The sequence below is a fragment of the Nocardioides sp. NPDC047086 genome (assembly GCF_040643685.1).
GTDB lineage: Bacteria > Actinomycetota > Actinomycetes > Propionibacteriales > Nocardioidaceae > Nocardioides.
The window spans coordinates 55,048-73,951 of sequence record NZ_JBEYUV010000017.1 but is presented as its reverse complement, the minus strand read 5'-3'; the positions used below and the strand labels follow the sequence as shown (position 1 = coordinate 73,951).

Annotated in this window: 18 protein-coding genes; 14 read left to right on the top strand and 4 right to left on the bottom strand. The window is 64.2% G+C overall.

Annotated features, from left to right (window positions below; all coding sequences use genetic code 11):
• The first annotated feature begins 79 nt into the window (after window positions 1-79).
• The gene (locus ABZ796_RS14310) at window positions 80-508 is read left to right on the top strand and encodes a very short patch repair endonuclease (protein ID WP_357337646.1); all 429 of its coding nucleotides are present in this window, start codon (window positions 80-82) and stop codon (window positions 506-508) included.
• Window positions 509-624: 116 nt separating this feature from the next.
• Here the strand turns inward: ABZ796_RS14310 and ABZ796_RS14305 are convergent, their stop codons facing one another.
• Complete coding sequence (locus ABZ796_RS14305) at window positions 625-1,818, bottom strand: hypothetical protein (RefSeq protein WP_357337645.1); 1,194 nt, start codon at window positions 1,816-1,818, stop codon at window positions 625-627.
• Between the two features lie 61 nt (window positions 1,819-1,879).
• Here ABZ796_RS14305 and ABZ796_RS14300 point away from each other — a divergent pair, with 61 nt between their 5' ends.
• Window positions 1,880-2,419: a hypothetical protein gene (locus tag ABZ796_RS14300; RefSeq protein WP_357337644.1), complete on the top strand. Its 540-nt coding sequence runs from the start codon at window positions 1,880-1,882 to the stop codon at window positions 2,417-2,419.
• Window positions 2,420-2,562: 143 nt separating this feature from the next.
• A complete protein-coding gene (locus ABZ796_RS14295) occupies window positions 2,563-3,732 on the top strand; it encodes a DNA cytosine methyltransferase (RefSeq protein WP_357337643.1) in 1,170 nt (389 codons plus the stop codon).
• 652 nt (window positions 3,733-4,384) lie between these two features.
• Here ABZ796_RS14295 and ABZ796_RS14290 read toward each other — a convergent pair.
• The gene (locus tag ABZ796_RS14290) at window positions 4,385-6,091 is read right to left on the bottom strand and encodes a DUF262 domain-containing HNH endonuclease family protein (RefSeq protein WP_357337642.1); all 1,707 of its coding nucleotides are present in this window, start codon (window positions 6,089-6,091) and stop codon (window positions 4,385-4,387) included.
• Between the two features lie 357 nt (window positions 6,092-6,448).
• Here ABZ796_RS14290 and ABZ796_RS14285 point away from each other — a divergent pair, with 357 nt between their 5' ends.
• Entirely contained in the window at window positions 6,449-6,724 is a 276-nt protein-coding gene (locus ABZ796_RS14285; RefSeq protein ID WP_357337641.1) for a hypothetical protein, read from the top strand.
• Between the two features lie 163 nt (window positions 6,725-6,887).
• Here the strand turns inward: ABZ796_RS14285 and ABZ796_RS14280 are convergent, their stop codons facing one another.
• Window positions 6,888-7,625 (bottom strand): TetR/AcrR family transcriptional regulator, encoded by a 738-nt coding sequence (locus ABZ796_RS14280; protein WP_357337640.1) that lies wholly within the window; start codon window positions 7,623-7,625, stop codon window positions 6,888-6,890.
• Between the two features lie 382 nt (window positions 7,626-8,007).
• Here ABZ796_RS14280 and ABZ796_RS14275 point away from each other — a divergent pair, with 382 nt between their 5' ends.
• The 8 genes from ABZ796_RS14275 (at window position 8,008) to ABZ796_RS14240 (ending at window position 15,483) form a co-directional block, all read left to right on the top strand.
• Window positions 8,008-9,417, top strand: a complete 1,410-nt coding sequence (locus ABZ796_RS14275) for a carph-isopro domain-containing protein (RefSeq protein ID WP_357337639.1) — start codon at window positions 8,008-8,010, stop codon at window positions 9,415-9,417.
• 30 nt (window positions 9,418-9,447) lie between these two features.
• Window positions 9,448-10,404 (top strand): FAD-dependent oxidoreductase, encoded by a 957-nt coding sequence (locus tag ABZ796_RS14270; RefSeq protein WP_357337638.1) that lies wholly within the window; start codon window positions 9,448-9,450, stop codon window positions 10,402-10,404.
• A 64-nt stretch (window positions 10,405-10,468) separates the two neighbouring features.
• Entirely contained in the window at window positions 10,469-10,957 is a 489-nt protein-coding gene (locus tag ABZ796_RS14265; RefSeq protein ID WP_357337693.1) for a TrmO family methyltransferase, read from the top strand.
• A gap of 530 nt (window positions 10,958-11,487) precedes the next feature.
• Complete coding sequence (locus tag ABZ796_RS14260) at window positions 11,488-13,392, top strand: DNA/RNA non-specific endonuclease (protein ID WP_357337637.1); 1,905 nt, start codon at window positions 11,488-11,490, stop codon at window positions 13,390-13,392.
• Window positions 13,370-13,840 (top strand): agglutinin cell wall attachment protein, encoded by a 471-nt coding sequence (locus ABZ796_RS14255; protein ID WP_357337636.1) that lies wholly within the window; start codon window positions 13,370-13,372, stop codon window positions 13,838-13,840. Before ABZ796_RS14260 ends, ABZ796_RS14255 begins: the two co-directional genes overlap by 23 nt.
• A gap of 23 nt (window positions 13,841-13,863) precedes the next feature.
• The gene (locus ABZ796_RS14250) at window positions 13,864-14,565 is read left to right on the top strand and encodes a hypothetical protein (protein WP_357337635.1); all 702 of its coding nucleotides are present in this window, start codon (window positions 13,864-13,866) and stop codon (window positions 14,563-14,565) included.
• Between the two features lie 31 nt (window positions 14,566-14,596).
• Window positions 14,597-14,965 carry a hypothetical protein gene (locus ABZ796_RS14245; RefSeq protein WP_357337634.1) on the top strand — a complete coding sequence of 123 codons (369 nt, stop codon included), beginning with the start codon at window positions 14,597-14,599 and terminating at the stop codon, window positions 14,963-14,965.
• Window positions 14,941-15,483, top strand: coding sequence for an agglutinin cell wall attachment protein (locus ABZ796_RS14240; protein WP_357337633.1), 543 nt, complete (start codon window positions 14,941-14,943; stop codon window positions 15,481-15,483). The genes ABZ796_RS14245 and ABZ796_RS14240 overlap by 25 nt, the downstream gene beginning before the upstream one ends.
• On the opposite strand, the gene ABZ796_RS14235 is transcribed toward ABZ796_RS14240, so the two are convergent.
• The gene (locus ABZ796_RS14235) at window positions 15,425-16,333 is read right to left on the bottom strand and encodes an AraC family transcriptional regulator (RefSeq protein ID WP_357337632.1); all 909 of its coding nucleotides are present in this window, start codon (window positions 16,331-16,333) and stop codon (window positions 15,425-15,427) included. The two genes, ABZ796_RS14240 and ABZ796_RS14235, sit on opposite strands and share 59 nt — an antisense overlap.
• 74 nt (window positions 16,334-16,407) lie before the next feature.
• Here ABZ796_RS14235 and ABZ796_RS14230 point away from each other — a divergent pair, with 74 nt between their 5' ends.
• Window positions 16,408-17,079, top strand: coding sequence for a class I SAM-dependent methyltransferase (locus ABZ796_RS14230; protein ID WP_357337630.1), 672 nt, complete (start codon window positions 16,408-16,410; stop codon window positions 17,077-17,079).
• 59 nt (window positions 17,080-17,138) lie between these two features.
• The gene (locus ABZ796_RS14225) at window positions 17,139-18,896 is read left to right on the top strand and encodes a DUF429 domain-containing protein (protein WP_357337629.1); all 1,758 of its coding nucleotides are present in this window, start codon (window positions 17,139-17,141) and stop codon (window positions 18,894-18,896) included.
• The last annotated feature ends 8 nt before the right edge of the window (window positions 18,897-18,904 follow it).

Below are 18,904 nucleotides of genomic sequence, written 5' to 3'. Positions count from 1 at the left end.
GGTCAGCGTAGATCAATGATCCGCTCCGCCCACCTCGCACTCCGGACGCCCACTACACCCAAGGTGCGAGACTCGAACTGTGACAGATAGGGGCGAGTCATGGGCCTCGTCACCGGCGGCGCGGGCGGTGATGAAGGGCAACCGGCGAAGAGACACAGTTCCGGAGATGGCCGTGCGCCGTGCGGTTCACGCCCTCGGGCTCCGCTACCGGGTCGACGTCCGTCCATTGGATGATCTGAATCGAAGAGCCGATCTCGTCTTCTCCCGAGCGCGGGTGGCCGTGTTCATTGACGGCTGCTATTGGCACGGTTGCCCTGACCATGGCACGGCGGCGCGCACGAACGCCGATTACTGGTCGGCAAAGATCCAGCGGAATCGCGACCGCGATCGCGATACCGACACCCTACTGACATCCGCAGGCTGGACCGTGCTCCGCTTCTGGGAGCATGACTCAGTTGATGCTGTGGTCGACGTCATCCTACGAACGGTTCACCCAATCGTGGAGTGAGCAAAGGTCATCATGACGAAGCCTCGGGCGAACATCGCGGCAATCGATGTTGTGGACGCCATCCACGTTCGGTCCCCCTCGATGGGTTCGAGCGATCACGCGAGGATCCCACGCAGCTACAGCGACCCAGTCACGGTGTCAGACCAGAGGCGGTTAACCCGCTGCATCGCAGCAATCTTGTTCGGAAACGTTTCGTCCCGCGTCATGCTGGTCGCCCGACGGAATCGGAACTCCCAGTGACCCGTCGTTGCGAAGAGGCACGCTGCCAGCACATCGAACTGCTCTGGCGAGTAGAGACGCCCTGATGGGTCGCCCTTCTGCGCCCGCGTTTTCTGAACCTCGACCTTAGGATCTCCAGGCGCGTCGTCTGGCCCGATTGCCCGAGCATAGGCTTTCGGGCTGGCGTTCTTACACTCCACCCGCAAGACGGTGCCGTCATGGAGGGTAATCTCGAAGTCCGGCGGCCCATCTCGATCGATCTGCACGACCTTCGCCACCTGCGGATCGTTCTGCAGCGCCGTTTCCAGATGGTGCTCAGCCACCCCTCCCTTGACGGCCACCTTCAACCGACCCCGCTGCTCGATGATGTTCAACAACGTGGCGTGGTCGAGGTCGAACTCGCTCTCCAGCGCGTGCCGAGTCCCAGAGGATGTCGCATCCGGAGCCGCCTGCGCTGCAGTTGCCGCACGGTAGCGCAGCGGTGGGTCGAGAGCGAGATCAGTTGCTTCCCGCTCGAAACGGACGTAATCCAGGAACCGGTCCGGAGTGAACGCGACTAGTGCTTCCAAGCCATCGCGAGCTCGGGGAACTCCTCGTTGGACACCCGGACGGGCGTCGCGTTCCCACGTGACCCAGGTGTCGTCTAGAGCAGCGTCGATCTGCTCGTCTTTGAACTCCACGGAGATACCCATGGGCAGCGGGTCATAGAGAGAAGGGTCAACACCAACGAACAGTTGGGACTGCAAGTGCACGCCCACCAAGATGGTTACGTCGACCATTGCGACGTCTCGCCCGATGGGATGATCGAGTTCGAACCAGGTTTTTTCGCCTCCGTACCTGATTTGAAAACGGTGCTCATCGATCGGTCGTCCCTTGATCGGCGCTGGATTGCAGCGAAACGGGTAGACCATGATCCCGATGCGCTCACCCTGGGAGGTCTCGACGCCAAGGAAAACCGGCGCACGGGTGTGTTCGCTCACCGAGAGAAGGCGACCGCCGGACTGACGCACGGCCTCCGCCAGGAACTCGACAATGTCCCGCTTGCCCGACTGTTTGTAGGTCCGTGCGTACGAGCGTCCAGCGATCTCCACGACAGGCAAGTCTTGCGTAGATTCGCCTGCGGCGCGCAGCTTTGCTTGACATCGTGTATCCGTGTCGTTCCCACACTGGCGCTACTACCCAACGAACGAGCAGCCGCCCGGCTGGGCACAGCAGCTCGTTGGTTCTCTCACTAGCTTTCGAGACGAGATCTCCACGCTTGCGGGGAACAGGCCCAGCAGCAACGAAGTCCTCGCGACCATCGCTCCGGCGCTCGACTCCCTGGGATACGCGGTCGAGACCGGCCGCGAGCGGGTCGGCAAGATCCGCCGACCAGTGCTGTTCGGCGAGAACGGGGTCCCGACCCTCACCTACGAGGTCGACGCCGCGCACGACGCGCTTGGGATCGTCGTCGAAGTGGAAGCAGGTCGAGGTGCCCGATCGAACGCCGATTACCGCGACCTGGTCCGTACGAGCTTGATCGTCGACGCGCGCTTCCTCGTCCTCATCCTTCCAATCGAGTACCGCTTCAAGGCCGGTGCGCGGACCGGCGTCGAGCTGGCCTACCGCAACACCAGCGACCTGCTAGCCGCGGTCTACGCGAGTCAGCGACTCCGATTTCCATTCGAAGGCATCCTGCTCATCGGTTACTAGGCCACCTACTGTCGTCCCACGTGGCCTCCGCACCACGCGGCACGGATCGCGAATCTGTCGGTGGTCTCGGGCAGACTGGGCACAGCCACGCCGACGATCATCGGAGATGGCCAACCAACTGACCTACATAGAGCGGAGTGACCATGGGCGATCAGCTCCCTGTCGTGAGCTTGTTCTCCGGAGCAGGTGGCCTAGACCTCGCGGCGGAGCGGGCTGATGCTGAGCCACTCGCCACCTCAGACCCCGGCTCGGGCCTCCTTCAAGTTGCGGTCGCGACCGACTACAACGACCCTGCCCTCGACACACTGCGAGGAAACTTCGAGCACACAGCCACGTTGGCTGGCGACATCCGCACAACATCGACGGAGCAGATCCTCGAAGCTGGAGGGCTTCGACCACAGGAACCTGCGCTGCTCATTGGCGGTCCGCCGTGCACTCCGTTCAGCAAGTCTGGCTTCTGGTTAGAACAGAAGCGAGAAAGCCGAGATCCCAATGCATCCCTCCTCGACGATTACGTCCGCGTGGTGCGGGAGGCACGACCTCAAGCGTTTATCCTTGAGAATGTTCAGGGCCTAACCTATAAGACTCATAAAGCGCAGTTCGAGCGCCTACTCAAGAACCTAGGAGAGTTGGGATATAACCCTCAGTGGAAGGTGCTTCTAGCCGCAGACTACGGGGTACCGCAACTAAGGCGACGCGTATTTGTAGTGGGACGTCGAGACGGCGAGCAGTTCAACTTTCCCGAGCCGACGCACGCCGGATGGAGCGAACACACTCGATCGTATGACCGCACCAAGCTCCCACATGTCACCACCTCCCAGGCCTTTTCCGACTTACCTGGGCTGCCGGGCGGGGTTACAGATGACATCGTTGACGGTCGGTACGGTGACCTAGCTGCAGAGATTCCGCCTGGACAGAACTATCTGTGGCACACGACGCGGTATGGCGGTCGTGATGCGTTCGCGTGGCGCAGCAGGTACTGGACCTTTCTCTTGCGCCTCGACCCGAATCGACCGTCAAGCACTCTCCAAGCCCAGCCTGGACCATGGGTCGGTCCGTTCCATTGGGAGAATGTCAAGAACAGCGACGGAGTCGAACGCGCTCGTCGCCTACGCGTGAACGAGATCCTTCGAATTATGTCATTCCCTGATGATTTCAAGATCAGCGGCGATCGACGTGACGTACAACGACAACTAGGAAACGCTGTGCCGATGGAACTCGGCAAAGCCGTCATTCGGTCATTGATGGAACAACTCGGGTACATCGCCAAGTCCGAAAACTCGAGAACATTCCATCAGGCAACCATTCTCTGACGTTGCCATTCACCGGCGGGTAACGAACCCAATAAAGCGACGCCGCAAGGGCCCCGGGCGCTTCTAGGCTGCCGAGCGACTTATTCAGGTCCGATGTCCGACGCCTGACAGCAGCGGAATGAGCCAGCAGGCATTGAATTGTTGGCGGCTTCCGCGATTCTCACCAGCGCGAGGACGAAAGTCGTCGGGCCCGGCTTGCGATGAGAAGCCCGGACCGTAGGCTGCGCGCCTATCCCGGCCGCTGAAAGTGGGCATCTGGTTGGCCCGGCCCGACCGGCACCATCGGAGTCGGCGTGGCCGGGCCTCGAGACTATGCGACCTGGCGAACAACCGCTCCCCGGTGAGGCGGCGGTCAAGGGCTGTTCTTCGGGTGCGCCGCAGATGGGTAACACGGTGGCTGCGATCGCGCGGCGTTTGGTGGCTCTTCTTACCTGAAGTGGAGGCCCGCGCGGACCGCCGGCAATGAGGAGGAGCCTGAGTCGGTAGTGGTCCAGGTTGCGGAAGCACTGCCACGCCGACCAACGCGACGAGCGAACTCACCCCACTTCAGGGCGGAACGGCCCGAAATCATTAACCAAGCCAGGTTGGTATGACGAATCGGCGCCCGCCGGTGACCTGAGATCGAGAGCCTGAAGCCGTAGCTGACACGAAATTAGGAAATTACCTTCCAAACCGTGTCGTAGGCACGCTCTGCTAGCAATTCTCCACGCGCCTCAACTTCCTCGGAAGTCCATGTATCACAATGAAGAACTCCTCCGATATCGTAGGGCCTGCCTATGGCAGTAGCCAGGATGTTTCTCTTACTCTCGAAGTCCTTGTTCGCTAACTTCGTGTTGAGCGCTTCACTCACGAGGAGCAGATTTCCAATCGAACCCACAGTATCTACAGATTCGCCGTTTCCGATTCTGTCTTGAGACATAAGATGTTCCAGAGTCAAGTTGTTCAGGCCTGTCGCCGGACTAGCGTCAGCAAGAAACCGCTTCAGAACATACTGGACCAACTTCTTGTCACGAGTCTCGTCGTCAGTAACTGCGAACCGATCTTTGAAAGCCGCAATAAACTGATCGCGATCCGGGCGCCGCTGCGAAAGTTTGCTCCGTAGATCGGCCAGAACGTCAGAGCGCGCTTGCTGGTCCGGGCCGGCAGCATATAGCTCGCGCGCGGATTTAGCGTACATCTGCGAAACACCACCACTACTGCTCAGGCCACTGATGATCGTGTGCTGAAAGTGATACCGTTCGACCGTCTGTAATGTCTTTCTGAACTGCGCAGCACTGAGCTTAGGGGAAGCCGCACGTGCACGCATTAGCGAAAGAAGAAGAGGCGCAGGTTGAGTGACACCGAACAACGCGATCGCTTCGAGACTTGCTGCAGCTTCCTTCTCCTCGATTGGCCAATCCCAACTCTGCGGTTGGATCACCGCTCGATAGAGCTGACCGTCGCCGATCAATTCGTCCAGGACGTCTTGCGCAGTGTCCTTCGACTTTATCTTCTTCTTTATCGCGCCAAAGAGCTTCGGCCGAGACACGTAATCGGCCCGGGACTGCCACCAGTGAAGAAGGAACTGATTTGGATCGATACGCCTGCGACCGTCCGGGCCCGCAAGTTGACTCCGCATGCGCTCCCATTTGACGCGCGTAGCATCTGCCTTTGCATTCCGCGTGCCACGAAGTTTGTTGAATAGATGATTCTTGAGCAGATCAACTACCTCAAGATCCTTACCTCTGCTATTCAACGTTTCGAAGATGATGTACGCGTCATCCTCGTTCCCGTGCTCGACCCAGATTACTTTAAGGCCCAGTAGACGGTCACGAAGGTTGGCAAGCCATTTCTGAGGATCTGACCGTTTGTCAACTTCCGCAGCGATTAGCTTCCTAATCTGCTTCGCTGCATTCGATAACGCCTCCTCCTCCTCTCCATTTGGATCTAGTGAAAGATCGGGCGTCGAACTGAGGATCGCATTTCCGAGGAAATTCGAACTTGACTCCGTCTGAAGCGTAAATTGGAGGTCGAAGTTGCGATCCGCCTTCTCCAGATACCTATGGACACCATCTGCAAGCCGGGCACTTCCCAGGAGAGCGAACTGGTCCCGAAGGACCGCGAACATGATGGCGATGGTGGTCAGCCTCTGTTGGCCGTCCACGATTCTGCGAATCGGATTTCTGGAATCCCTCCAAGCCACCATTGGCCCGATAAAGTATCCAACAGGATTATCGAATACGACGTCGTTCCAGAAGTCTTCGAGATTGGCCGCTTCCCAACTATAGGGCCTTTGGAAGCGCGGAATTACGTAGTAATCTGGACCGACAAACAGGTCCTCCATCGACTTCTTCTCGGGATTGAAGTCAATTGATGCCATTTCTGTCTCCGCTCCTCAGAACCTCTATAGGACGCCAACGCTACAGCCATCGGCTTCGGCGACCGATGCATTGCGTCGCACGCGTGATGTTTCGCCCCGACACGACTCCCGCAGTATCTCAGGAAGATTGCGCACATTTCGCCCATATATCAGATGTTGAGTATTGCCCGACTGACACCATGTGGCGCGAGGCCAGTCGATGCGCCTCCGGATCTGACTGGGCCATGAACAATACGGGGACCCCGAGACCCTGGTAGGCCATCGCCGTCCCGCCCTTGTTGAATCGTCGCCGACCACGTCCCGTCCTCGACCAGCCGCATTGACTCCACCGGCACCCCCAACGCCCAGCCCGCAGAGGTGACCGCCCGTGGGATCCGGCCATCGAGCGCCCGGATCATCACCGTCGCCGCCAGCGGCAGCACGCTCACCCATGGCACCCACACCCCGTCCGTGACAGCCTTGCTCGCTGCCACGATCGGGGCGTCTAGGGACCGCAGGAACGAGTTCTCCCCGATCACCACGCACGACAGCGCATGCGACCAGTTCGACAAGATCCCCGAGATCTCCAACATGATGCTGCAGATCGAGGTCCCCGCCCCCGCCACGAGCTGCCCCGTGCAGCCATTGTCGTAGGTCCACCACTGCGGTGTCGTCCCGTGGGCCGACTTCAGCGAGACGCGAGACTCGTCCCGAGCCTGGTGCCGCAGGAAGTCACAGCACAGTCAGGATGGTGGCGCATTGCATCCCAGTGCAAATGTGAACGCCGCTCCTCGCGTGTTAGACGGAAAGACACGCTTCATGAGGTGGTTGGTGCTCCCCTGCGGAGGTGTCTCGCAACAAAGTCCTCGGCGACCTGCTGCGCGTTGCTGATCTGGTCTCCCCTACAGCCGCAGAGGCGCAGGCAGCCAGCAGCGATCTCGTTCGCGCGAACCTCATCGACGGCGACGCCGTCGGCGCGGAGAGTGATGATCCCTTCGACCTGCTGGATGAGCATCGCGCCCAGGGCCTCATCGGCAGTGGTCACGCCGTGTTGCTTTGCGAGGCGAGTTCCGAAGGTCGCGTAGGCGGAGGCCAGTTTCCGGCGCTCATCCTGAAACTCGACGTAGACCTCGCCCTTGCCAGCCGAGACGACATCCGGCAACAGCGCGAGCATGCCGACATTGTGAGGCGCGTTCGCCAGGGTGTGGACATCGATGAGCGCGAGTAGGAACAGGGCGGCCTCGGGACACTCTGGCGGCACCTCGGCCTCGATCTGCGCGACCTTGACCTGGCTCGGACGGACAGTGGCACCGAGCAAGGCTGCGAGGATCTCGTCCTTGCCCACGAAGTGGTAATAGAGCGAGGCCTGCCGAATGCCCACCGCTTCAGCGATCTCGCGAGTAGAAGTGGCAGCGAAGCCCTTCGACGTGAACAAGCTGGCCGAGGCCTGAAGGATCTGGTCGCGCGGCGCGACAGAAGACGACTTCTGTACAGGAATGTGGCGCGGTCGGCCTGGACGCGCTCGCCCGCCCTCGACCGCCACCGACGCGCTCACGAATCCTCACCGACCGGCCTCGACCACAAGCACCCGCACAACGGGCAATGGTGCCTTTCAGGCCCACCGTGACCGTGCGGCCGGTCGCAAGTATGAGCGTGCGGCAACCGCGGGACGCGATATGGGATCCACTGACGACACTTGCCGCGATTCGTGGGCAACGGGTTCGATATTGCGAACGGCGACATCCGAGTCATCCCATCGGTTTTCGGCAACTGTTGGAGTCCTGAAGACACCCGCCAAGCACACCCTCGAACTGGCACCGCTCGACAGGGGATCAACGGGTCAACTCGGTCAACTTCGCGTCGCTGCACCCGCACGCGTCGCTTGATCAGCCCATAATGGGCATCAACGACGCTGGCACACAGTTGGGGGACGGCGGATGGGAATCCGGTCTGAACAGCCGAACGCCGTTCTGACCGCTGCCCTGGAAGAGCTCGGGTGGAGCCCGAAGATGCTGGCTCGGCGCCTCAACCACGAGTTCGGAGCGGGCACAGCTGCCGAGTCCGCTCCCTACCACTGGCGCGACAAGGGCACGATCCCTCGTGCACCGCTTCCAGCACTGACATCACATCTGCTGTCACAAGAACTTGGCCGGGTGGTCTCGGTCGCGGAGCTCTGGCGGGGCAAGGTAAGCGATGTTGCCCCTGTGCTCACGGCTGGCCGCGGCCTCGATCGACCGTGGACCATGACAGGTCTGGAGGACATTGTGGACGACTGGGTCCGCGGCGGGCTCCTCGACCGGAGGCGCTTTCTCGCGATATCAGGTGCAGGGCTCACGGCGATCGTGTCGCAATACCTGGATGGCACGGCAGCGCCGGGAGCGATGGTCACGACATCGTCGACCGGTCTGGTCGATCCGCTCGTCGACCAGGTCGAGCAGAATTTGCCTCTGTTACAGGCACTCGATGACAAGCATGGTGGTGGCCACCATCTGTCCTATGTGAGCGCACAGTTTCGCTCGATCGGTCTCCTCCTGCACGAAGGCGGATACCCGACGCCGTCACGGAAACGTCTGCTCCAAGCCCTCGCCGAGATCGGCCAGCTTGCCGGTTGGATGGCGTTCGACGCCGCCGAGCACGGTCTGGCTCAGCGCTACTTCGCCACCGCGCTGCGCGCCGCTCACCAAGTCGATGACCACGCCCTATGTGCACACATTCTGGCGGACCTCGCCTTCCAGGCGGCCTCACGCGAGCGCCCCACCGACGCGATCCCGCTGGGCGAAGCGGCCGAGCGATCGGCACGCCACGCCTCCCCATCGGTGAGAGCATCGGTGCTCTCGCGTCTCGCCTACGCCTACGCCGCCGGTGGCGAGGAAGATGCCTTCCGCCGGACGGCAGACGAAGCCCGCGAGACGATCACCGTTGCCGCGAACCACGATGTACCGCGGTGGATGTACTTCTTGACCGAGAACCATCTTGAGTGCCAAGCCGGATACGCCATGCTCCAGCTTGGGCGATCGACGTCCCGTACGACATCGTCGACGCGGTTGCTCCGCGACGGGACCAGCTTGCTTGAGACTGGCGCACACAACGCTCAGTTCGGCGGCTCCAGCGACAGACGCGCCTTGTTCGAAGGCGCCTGGCTGGCCCTAGGCCACAGCACGCGCGGCGAGCTGGAGCAGGCGTGCCTGGTCGGAGATCAGGCCGTCTCACGCCTGACATCGGTGCGGTCACCTCGAAGCGTCGCCGTCCTCAAGAACCTTTCTCGCGACCTCCGCCGACGTCAGCGCAACCCTCACGTCGCCACGTTCCTACCCAAGCTGGACTCCGCGCTGTCCGTTCTCACGTGAGCCCACCACCCGACTCGATACGTTAGGACCATGCAGCCTGACGAGCGTGTGACCATCATCGGCGCAGGCGTAGCGGGGCTGACCACGGCGGTGATCCTGGCAGAAGCCGGCCAGCCGGTCCGGGTTGTCGCTGACGAGATCCCTGGTCGAACATCTCTGGCCGCAGGCGCGATGTGGGGGCCGTACCTCGTTGAGCCCAAGTCATTGGTGGACACATGGAGCCAGCGTTCGCTCGAACTCTTCCGCGAGCTGGCATCGGACGCAGCGACTGGCGTCGGGGTGAGCAGCGGCATCGAGGCGAGCCGACATCATGATGAAGCACCTGATTGGGCACGTTCACTGCCAGGTTTCGAGCCCGTCGGCGCTGATCGGCTTCCCGACGGATTCCGCTCTGGTTATCGGTTCAGCGTGCCACTCATCGACATGCCGAGGTACCTCAGTTACCTCCTGGGACGCGCCCAAGCTGCAGGGGTCGTCGTCGATGAGCGGCACGTGTCGACGCTGGCATCGCTCAACGACGCCGAGGTGATCGTCAACTGCTCCGGCATGGGAGCCTCTACGCTGACTGGCGACACCGCGCTATACCCGATTCGGGGACAGCATGTGGTCGTGGCGAACCCCGGCCTGACGGGGTTTTTCTCAGAAGACACGGGCACGTCGAGCGACCTTCTGTGCATCTACCCCCAGGGCGAGGTCGTAGTCCTGGGGGGAACCGCGATCGACGGCTCCTCTGACACAGCCCCCGACCCCGTTGCCGCCGATCGAATCCTCGAACGCTGCATCGCCGTAGAACCACGCCTTGCATCAGCAGCCGTTATCGCGCACCGGATCGGGTTGCGCCCGACGCGCCCCCAGGTACGGGTCGAAGCTGAGCAGATGAACGGCGCTGTGGTCATCCACAACTACGGCCACGGAGGTGCCGGCGTGACCCTTTCCTGGGGATGCGCCGAACAGGTTCAGCAACTTCTCGGGACGGCGAGCGGCTAACGCGTACCCGAGCGACCAGCGGGCCGCCGCGTACACCGCAACAGGCTGAACACCACAGACAAGGATTACTCGTGGAACCCATCCCCATGACCCCGATCGCCCAGGTCGTCGGCGGCCGGATCGAGCCCACCGACGATTACTGGGGTGGGACCCAGGCGATCATCCGCCTCGACCCCGAGCTGTCCCGGTCGAGGCGACGCAGGGGCTGGAGGAGTTCTCCCACCTCGAGGTCGTCTTCTTCTTCCACCTCACCGACCAGACCGACCTCAACCTCGGCCTACGTCGCGCCCGCGAGAACCCGGCCTGGCCCGAGGTCGGCAACCTCGGCCACCGCAACATGCGTCGTCGCAACTGGCTCGGCATCTCCCGCTGCAAGCTCATCAAGGTCGATGGCCTCGACCTCCACGTCGAAGACTTTGACGCCGTCGACGGCACTCCGGTTCTCGACGTGAAGCCTTGGTTCGCCGAGTTCGGCACACGCGGGGAGACTCACCAGCCGGCTTGGGTCACCGAGATGCTCGGCGACTACTTCGCCCCATCGACCGAGGCTTAGCCGGCGATTCGGTAAACGGTGGCAGCCCCCGGCACGGTGGGCGAAACTGCTGTTCGGTTTCGGGAGCATCGGGGGACATGGAGTTGGGTGGTCGGGCACCGCTTCGCATACGCCGAAAGGGCGGGCGATCGCGCCTGCTCATGGCGCTGCTCGCCCTGACCTTCGTTGTCATCGGGTCAGTCGTGGTCGGTTCGCCGGCTGTCGCGGCCGATCTCGCGTGCAACAACGACGGTGCGCCCATCCCTGCCTCCCCGCACGGGGCGGGGTCGTGGATCGTCCAGCTCGGGGAGAGCCCGAAGGACGCTGATCCGTTCGACGACGAGGGCGTGACCTTGGAGTCGACCTACGGCACGACTCCGCAGCTGTGGACCTACGACAACGGGTGCACCGGCCAGTTCGTAGCCGGAGCGGGGACGGCGATCGGGAACATCCTGCTCCAGATCTCCGGCACGATCCCGAACTGGACCCACGCCCTGCTGGCCGCCGTCGTCGATCCCGACTCTCCGGTCCAGGCCCTCGACAACCCGGTCGTGGACGCAACCCGTGCGGTCACCCAAGGGGTCTGGCGCCCATGGATCACCATCGCCGTTCTCTTGGTCGCCGCGACCGCCATCTGGCGCGCACGCACCGGCCACATCGCCGGATCCGCGACCGCTGTCGCATGGGCCGGCGTCGTACTTCTCGGGACGTCCCTGCTGATCTCCTACCCCGCCGAGTCGGTCCGCCTGGTCGATGACGGCGTACGTAACGCGGTCACGCTGATCGCGACCGGGTTCGAGGACCACCCGGCGCCCGGCGAGGATCCGGCGGTGGCTGCGATCAACGGCCAGATGGACGAGGTCGTACGCTCCACGCAGTACCGCACCTGGCTCACCGAAGCCCTGGGCGATGCCGACTCCGCCACGGCCCGCGAGCACGGACCAGACCTGTTCCGGGCGACCCACTTCACCTTCGACGAGTACGAGACCTACCGGTCCGACCCTGAAGGCGAAGGCAAGACGATCGTCGAGGAGAAGCAGGACGCGTTCAAGACGATCGCAGATCAGATCGACCGGGAAGACTCGGTCGCGTACGAGTACTTCAAGGGCGAGCACTGGGGCCAGCGCGCCACCGCAGGTCTTGTCAACCTGGTCGCAGTGATCGTGACCTGCGGCTACCTTCTGATTGCTGGCTTGGCGATTCTGCTCGCGTTCGTGCTCATCCGTCTCATCGTCCCGTTCGCACCGGCCGCCGGGATCCTGTTCATGTTCGACCGCACCCGCGACCTGGCTGTGGGCTGGTTGCATCGCGTGATCGGTCCGCTGGTCATGGGACCGATCTACTTCGTCGTGGCCCTGTGCCTGCTCCGGTTCTTCAGCGCAGTCCTGACCAACGCCCAGGTGCACTACACCCTCAAGCTCGCCATCTGCGCAGTCCTCACCTACCTCGCTTGGCGCTTCACACGCCCCGCTGCCTACGGGGTCGGGCACGTCTGGGGCGCTGCCGGGTTCGCCTGGGGGATGGCCACGGGATGGCGACGGTCGGTCGTTCCCTACCGCGATCCGGAGTTGCACGCACTTCCCGCTGCCAACTCGTCTTCACCTCCTGTGGCTCCGGGACTCCAGAACGATGTCACGCACCAAACCGTCACCGCCTATGGCAGACCGGCGGGTCTCTTGCCACAACCTTCGTCGCCCACCCCCACGCAGCCGTCCGCGGCTGCTTCAACATCGTCAGGCGGCGCTGCTGAGTTAGCGGTCTCCAAGGTCAGCCAGCTACAGGAGCGGTGGCCGCGCCCAGGTACCAGCCGGCGTGCCCCGGGACCGAAACTCGGGCCGCGTACGTCGTTCCCGGGTAATGGCTTCGCTTTGGAGCCGAACACCGCCTACGAGGTTCCGGGCCGTGGAACCTACTACACCGACGGAGAAGGCCGACTTCTCTACGCGGAGACTGTGTACGGCGATGCCGCCCATCCCAACCCAGATCTGAACTACCCAGCTCCGAACGTCACGTACGCGGTCAGCGACCGACATGTGTTCATCACGGACACCGGGTCGCGCACCATCGAGGCCCATGACCCACACATGGCCCGGCGGGATGCACCACGCTCTGGACATATCCAGGCCGACGTAGGAAAGCAAGGTGGCCCCGGCTACGACGGGGGCCACCTCGTCGCCAACTACGCCGGCGGTGGCCGCGAGCGCATCAACATCGTTGCGATGCTTCAGGAGCTCAACCGGTCCGGCTCACCGGATTACGGCAGCATCCCGAACAACTTCTACAAACTGGAGTCGAATCTCAGAGATGCCGTCGACGGAGGCCACGACGTGTCCTTCAGTCTGTACGTTGATTACGACGACGATGGGCCCGTCCCAACCACGATCACCGTTGAGTACAGCATCGACGGCGTCGCAGACGAGAAGGAGTTCGAGAATGTCAGACCACCCCGGCTCTGAACGGTCAGGGCTGGAGCGCCAGGGTGAACTCATGGCCCAGATCGGCCCGATGATTCCGGAGCGAGTTGAGGGCGAATGGACTTCCGTAGTTCTTCGACGGCGCGCGGTTTCGATGTACGCAGAACAGGAACTCATCGTTCATCGTCCGAACGGCGCAGCTGAGAAGGCCCTCGCCCCCAGGGCTGTCTCCAAACTTCTCAAGGAGCTCCGGAAGGTGATGTACACGCCGGGTGGCGGCACCTGGTTGTCACTGGAATGGACGATCGAGAACAACTTCGGCGATTGGTCCGGGCGCACCAGCTTCAACTACGACGACGAACCCTCCTGGCAAGAGCCGCTCAACCCCGGCATGTATGGGCTCGACCTTGAGGACTTTCCGCGCGAGCCAGAGAACATTCCGTTGTGGATGCAGCAGCGGTTGGACGAAGCGCGTCGTCAGGCGGAATAGCCTGGGATCTACACTCCAGAGATATGGCCCAGATGGTCGACGACCTGGCGGCCTGGGCGGCGCGAGAAGCGCACGTCTGGGCAGGCTGGCTTCCTCGTGGCGAATCCCCCGAGACGATCGCAGCTTGTGCCGATCGTCATGCGACAGCGATCGGCGACATCATCGGTGCCGCAATGTGGACGATCTCGAGCGGAGCACCTTGGGAAGGTGATCTTGCGGCCCTTGTCGCAGAACACCCGGTCAGGGACGACGAGGGTGAGGTCGACGCCGCCTATGGCTACGTCTTCAGTCTCCACGCCGACGGGCCCACGGCCTCAGTGACCATGCGTTACATGTGTGGCGGTCGGATCGCCGGTCGCCGCGGCCCGAACAACCACCTCACGATCGAGGTTCGCCCGGGCCAGGCGGATGCATTCACGGGTCGAGTTGTAGACGACATCGCCATCTCGACGATCGAAGCATGGGAGCCGGCCGCGCTGGCGTTCCGTGACGAGGAAACACTCATGACCGCTCGTAGGGGCGGTTGGTCGATCCCAATCGGCTACCGAATCTGGATCGCAGACGGCGTCGGCCGAGTCGAGACCTCAGCGGAAGGCATCGAGTCGCGTCACCTTGCAGGCGGCTCTTATCTCGCTGCCCCCGATGGATGGGGCGCTGACGACGTCGTCGATGGCATGCTCCGGACCTTCTCCGCCAACGGTCTCGACAAGATCCGACACACATGAATTCGGCAACGCATGCAGGTCAATCTCGACGATGACTGACGGCGCAATCGTCTACTCACCCGACGGCGTGCTTCCGAGCTCTCGTGAAGCGCTCCTGGAAGCGGCTCGCCGTCAGTGGCCGAGCGTCGAGATCATCGACCTCGATGACGAGCTGACGCTACGCATCGCCAACGACAGCGGACGCTTCCAGATCTTCGACCTCGGCGAGGGCATGTTGTCCACCGACGGCAACCACAGCCAGCAACTCGAGTTCGCAGCCTGGGCTAGCACGCTGGCGCCCGCGACAACAGAGGGCCGCGTCGTACTTCTCAACAAGGATGCTTCCGTCGCCGCCTACCTGCGTCCAGGTATGACCCCTGACGACATCGACGCCGCATGGAATTCGGAGCCCCCGGAGTGACTGACACAGAACCGGGCAGGAAGGCTGAGCTGATCAGCGAGATCGTGGCGCTGGCCGCCGAGGCTGTCCCCGGCGAATGGACGAGCTTGGTCTATGCCCCTCGAGTTCTCACGATGTACGCCGAGATCGAACTGCTCGCACGCCGGCCAGACGGCACGGTCGGACGCGTCCCGGGACCCGATGCACTCGACGCGATCGAGGAGCTGCGCGAGGTGATGTATCGGCCCGGCGCCGGGACATGGTTCTCGTCGCAGTGGACCGTGACCAACGACAACGGTCAATGGACCACCGAGGTCGAGTTCAACTACGACGAAGAACCCTCCTGGAGCAGGCCGGTCGACCCAGGTCTCTATGGGCTCGACCTAGAGGACTTCCCACGCCGCCTAGACCTCATCCCAGATTGGCTCAACGCCAGGCTCGCCGAAGCCCGCGCGGGCACGGCGAGATGCGTAAGACGCCTTACGCATCTCTCGCCTCCCGGCGCCAACGGTCGGGGGTGGTGCCGTAGCGGGCCTTGAAGCGGCGTACGAGGTAGCCGGGGTCGGTGAGGCCGGTGCGGGTGGAGATGACCGAGAGCGGGAGGTCGGTTTCGCGGAGGAGGCGGCGGGCCTCGGTGAGGCGGCGTTCGGTGAGCCAGTCGAGGAGCGTACGGCCGGTGCGTTGGCGGACGACCGTGGTGAGGTGGCCGGGGGTGTAGCCCAAGGACCGAGCTAGGTCGCCGGCGGAGACCTTGGTGGCGTACGTCCTCTCGATCTCGTCGAAGACGCGGCTGACCAGGGGGTCGGGGGCGATGGGGGCGGTCGGGGCCAGGCGGGCGGAGGCGACCAAGAGATTGGTGAGGATCGCGGTGACGGCGTCATGGGCGCCGAGGCGGTCGGGGTGGCGTAGCTCCTCAGCCAGATCGGCCAACAGTGCCTGCCAGCGTGGGCGCTCGGCCTCCAGAACCCGCGCTCGGCGGGCGTCGGTGGCGAAGAGGGCGAGCAGCGGGTGGTGGGCCCAGGTCAGCGGGGAGATGGAGGCGAGGGAGGGGATGGCGTCGGGGGTGAACGCCACCGACCAGGCGCGGGCGTGGGTGAGCTCGGCGAGCGACTCGGCGGCGACGACCTCCCCGGGAGCGACCGCATGGACCTCGCCATCGTGCAGCGTCACCTGCTTGCCGTCGAGGCCGATGGTGCCGCCGCCGCGCTCGACGTAGGCGAGCACCCAGAAGTCGTGGGCGTGCCGGTTGCCGGGAGGCAGGTGCTCGCCGTCGCAGTCGGGATCGAGCGGGACGACCCTGACCGGCGGTACGCCGGGGCGCTGGTCCCAGGCATAGACCGGAGTGCCGTCGGCGCGCACGGTGCGCACCGCCCGCGCTGGAGCCTGCACCGTATCCGAAGAACGTCCCATCGTCGCCGACTTCCCTCCCACCGGTTATCCGCAGAATGTCCCATTGTAGAGACATGACCACCATACAGATCATCGACGGCCGCACCGAGAGCGATCGGGGCCGCGACTTCCTGCCCGGCATGGGCCGCACCTGGCTCCTCCCTCTCTACGACCTCTTCACCCGTTTCGCCCGAGTGGGCGCCCTCCACGAGCGGACCGTCGAGCTCGCCGGCATCGAGTCCGGCGAGACCGTGCTCGACGTCGGCTGCGGCACCGCCAACCTCTCCTTCGCGGTGCTTCGCGCCGTCCCGGGAGCCGTCGTCACCGGGCACGACCCCGACGCCGGCGCGCTGCGGATCGCCGCCCGGAAGGCGGGTCGGCGAGGCGTACGTCTCTCGCTGGTGCGGGGGTACGCCGACCGGTTGCTGCCGGAGGACGGCAGTGTCGACCACGTCGTCTCCTCACTCGCGCTGCACCACGTCGACGACGCCGGGCGCGAGGGGTTCGGACGCGAGGCCCACCGGATCCTGCGACCCGGCGGGCGGGTGACCATCGTCGACTTCGGCGCCCCCGACCACGGGCCGGGCCACGACCACGGCCACCGGCACGGGGGGTCTCGACAAGCTCGACCACCGGTGGCGGGGATCGTCGGTCTCCTGACCACCGCCGGGTTCACCGACGCCCGCGAGATCGACCACATCGAGCACCGGTTCGGGCCGATCACGATCGTGCAGGCGACCCGCTGACGACCCGCTGACGACCGCAGAGGTTAGGCCAGCGCCGCGCGGACCGGCAGTCTGGCCTCATGTACTTCATCGGAGTCGACCTCGCCTGGGGCATGCGCAGGCCCACCGGCGTGGCCGTCCTGGACGAGGAAGGCCGCCTCATCCACGTCTCGGCCGCCAAGACCGACGATGAGATCGTCGCGGCGATGGAGCCGTACGTCGACGGCGACTGTCTCGTCGCGTTCGATGCTCCGCTGATCGTCACCAACCCCACCGGGAACCGCCCGGCCGAGGCCGCGCTCAACAAGGACTTCGCTCGCTTCGATGCCGGCGCGCATCCCTCCAACACCAGCAAGCCGGAGTTCAGCGAGCAGCCTCGCGGCGCCCGGATCGCGGCTCGCCTCGGGCTCGACATGAACCCGCGGTCCGGCCGGCGGCGCCGGGCGATCGAGGTCTACCCCCACCCCGCCACGGTGGCCCTCTTCCGCCTGGGACGGACGCTGAAGTACAAGCAGAAGTCCGGCCGTGACATCGACCAGCTCCGCGCCGAGCTGATCATGCTGCTCGGCCTGCTCGAGGGTCTCGCGAGCGCCGACCCGCCGCTGCTGCTCGACAACCCGTCGTGGCAGGCCCTGCGAAAGGCGGCCGAGAATGCCGTACGCAAGAGCGAGCTGCGCGCGGTCGAGGACCAGGTCGACGCGGTGCTGAGCGCCTACATCGGCCTGTTCGCGACCCGCGCACCGGAGCGCACCACCACCTACGGGGACTTCGCCACCGGCTACATCGTCACGCCGACGCTGCCCGACGACCTCCGCCCGACACCGCGCGGGCGAGCCGTGGCGAGGATCCACGACACCGGCGCCGCGGTCCGTGAGTACGCCGCGATCCAGCCGACGTTGGAAGAGGCGGCCGACCAGTACGTACAGCTGGTGACCTCGATCCTCGACGACGCGGGCATCAACTACCTCACCGTGACCTCTCGTGCGAAGTCGGTCGCGTCGTTCGCCGCCAAGGCGGCGCGGACCGTCGACGGACGGCAGGTCTTCACCGACCCGCTGCGCCAGATCACCGACCAGATCGGGCTGCGGGTGATCACCTACGTCCACAGCGACGTCCAGGCCGTCGCCGACCTCCTCGACGACCAGGTGGTGGTCCACGACGACCGTGACATGGGCGAGGAGACCGCGAGCGAGGGCCGGTTCGGGTACGCCAGCCGCCACCTGCTGGTCAGTCTCGACCCCGCGCGCGAGGGCCAGGCGGCGTACGAGCTGTTGCGGGGCCGCCAGGCGCAGATCCAGATCCGCACCGTGCTGCAGCACGCGTGGGCCGAGTTCGAGCACGACATCCGCTACAAGGGCACCATCCCCAGCGAGCACGTCCCCGACTTCGACCGCCGGTTCACGCTCGCTGCCGGCCTGCTCGAGCTCGCCGACCGTGAGTTCTCCACGATCAGGGACCGGCTCCGGGAGGGCGGGACCGCTGCCAGCGCGGAGCCTCTCGACGACGACCCGCGCATCAGCCCGCGTGAGCTGGCGGCGTTCCTCGCCGGGCAGTACGCCGACGCCGGCTGGTCGCGTACCGACCACTACGGGTGGATCTCCGGCGTCATCCTCGAGCTCGGGATCACGTCGCTGACCGAGCTCGGCGACGCGTTGCGCTCGGTCGACGAGGAGACCCTGAAGGCGCGGATGGACTACCGCTATCCGCCGGGCGCCGTGCGACGGCTCGACGACGCGCTGCTCTGGGTCTACGGCGACGCCTACGTCGAGCTGCGCGCCAATGCGCACCGGGCACCCGGCCTGCGGGCCAGGCTCGCCAAGATGCGCGACTCCGACTGAATCGATCG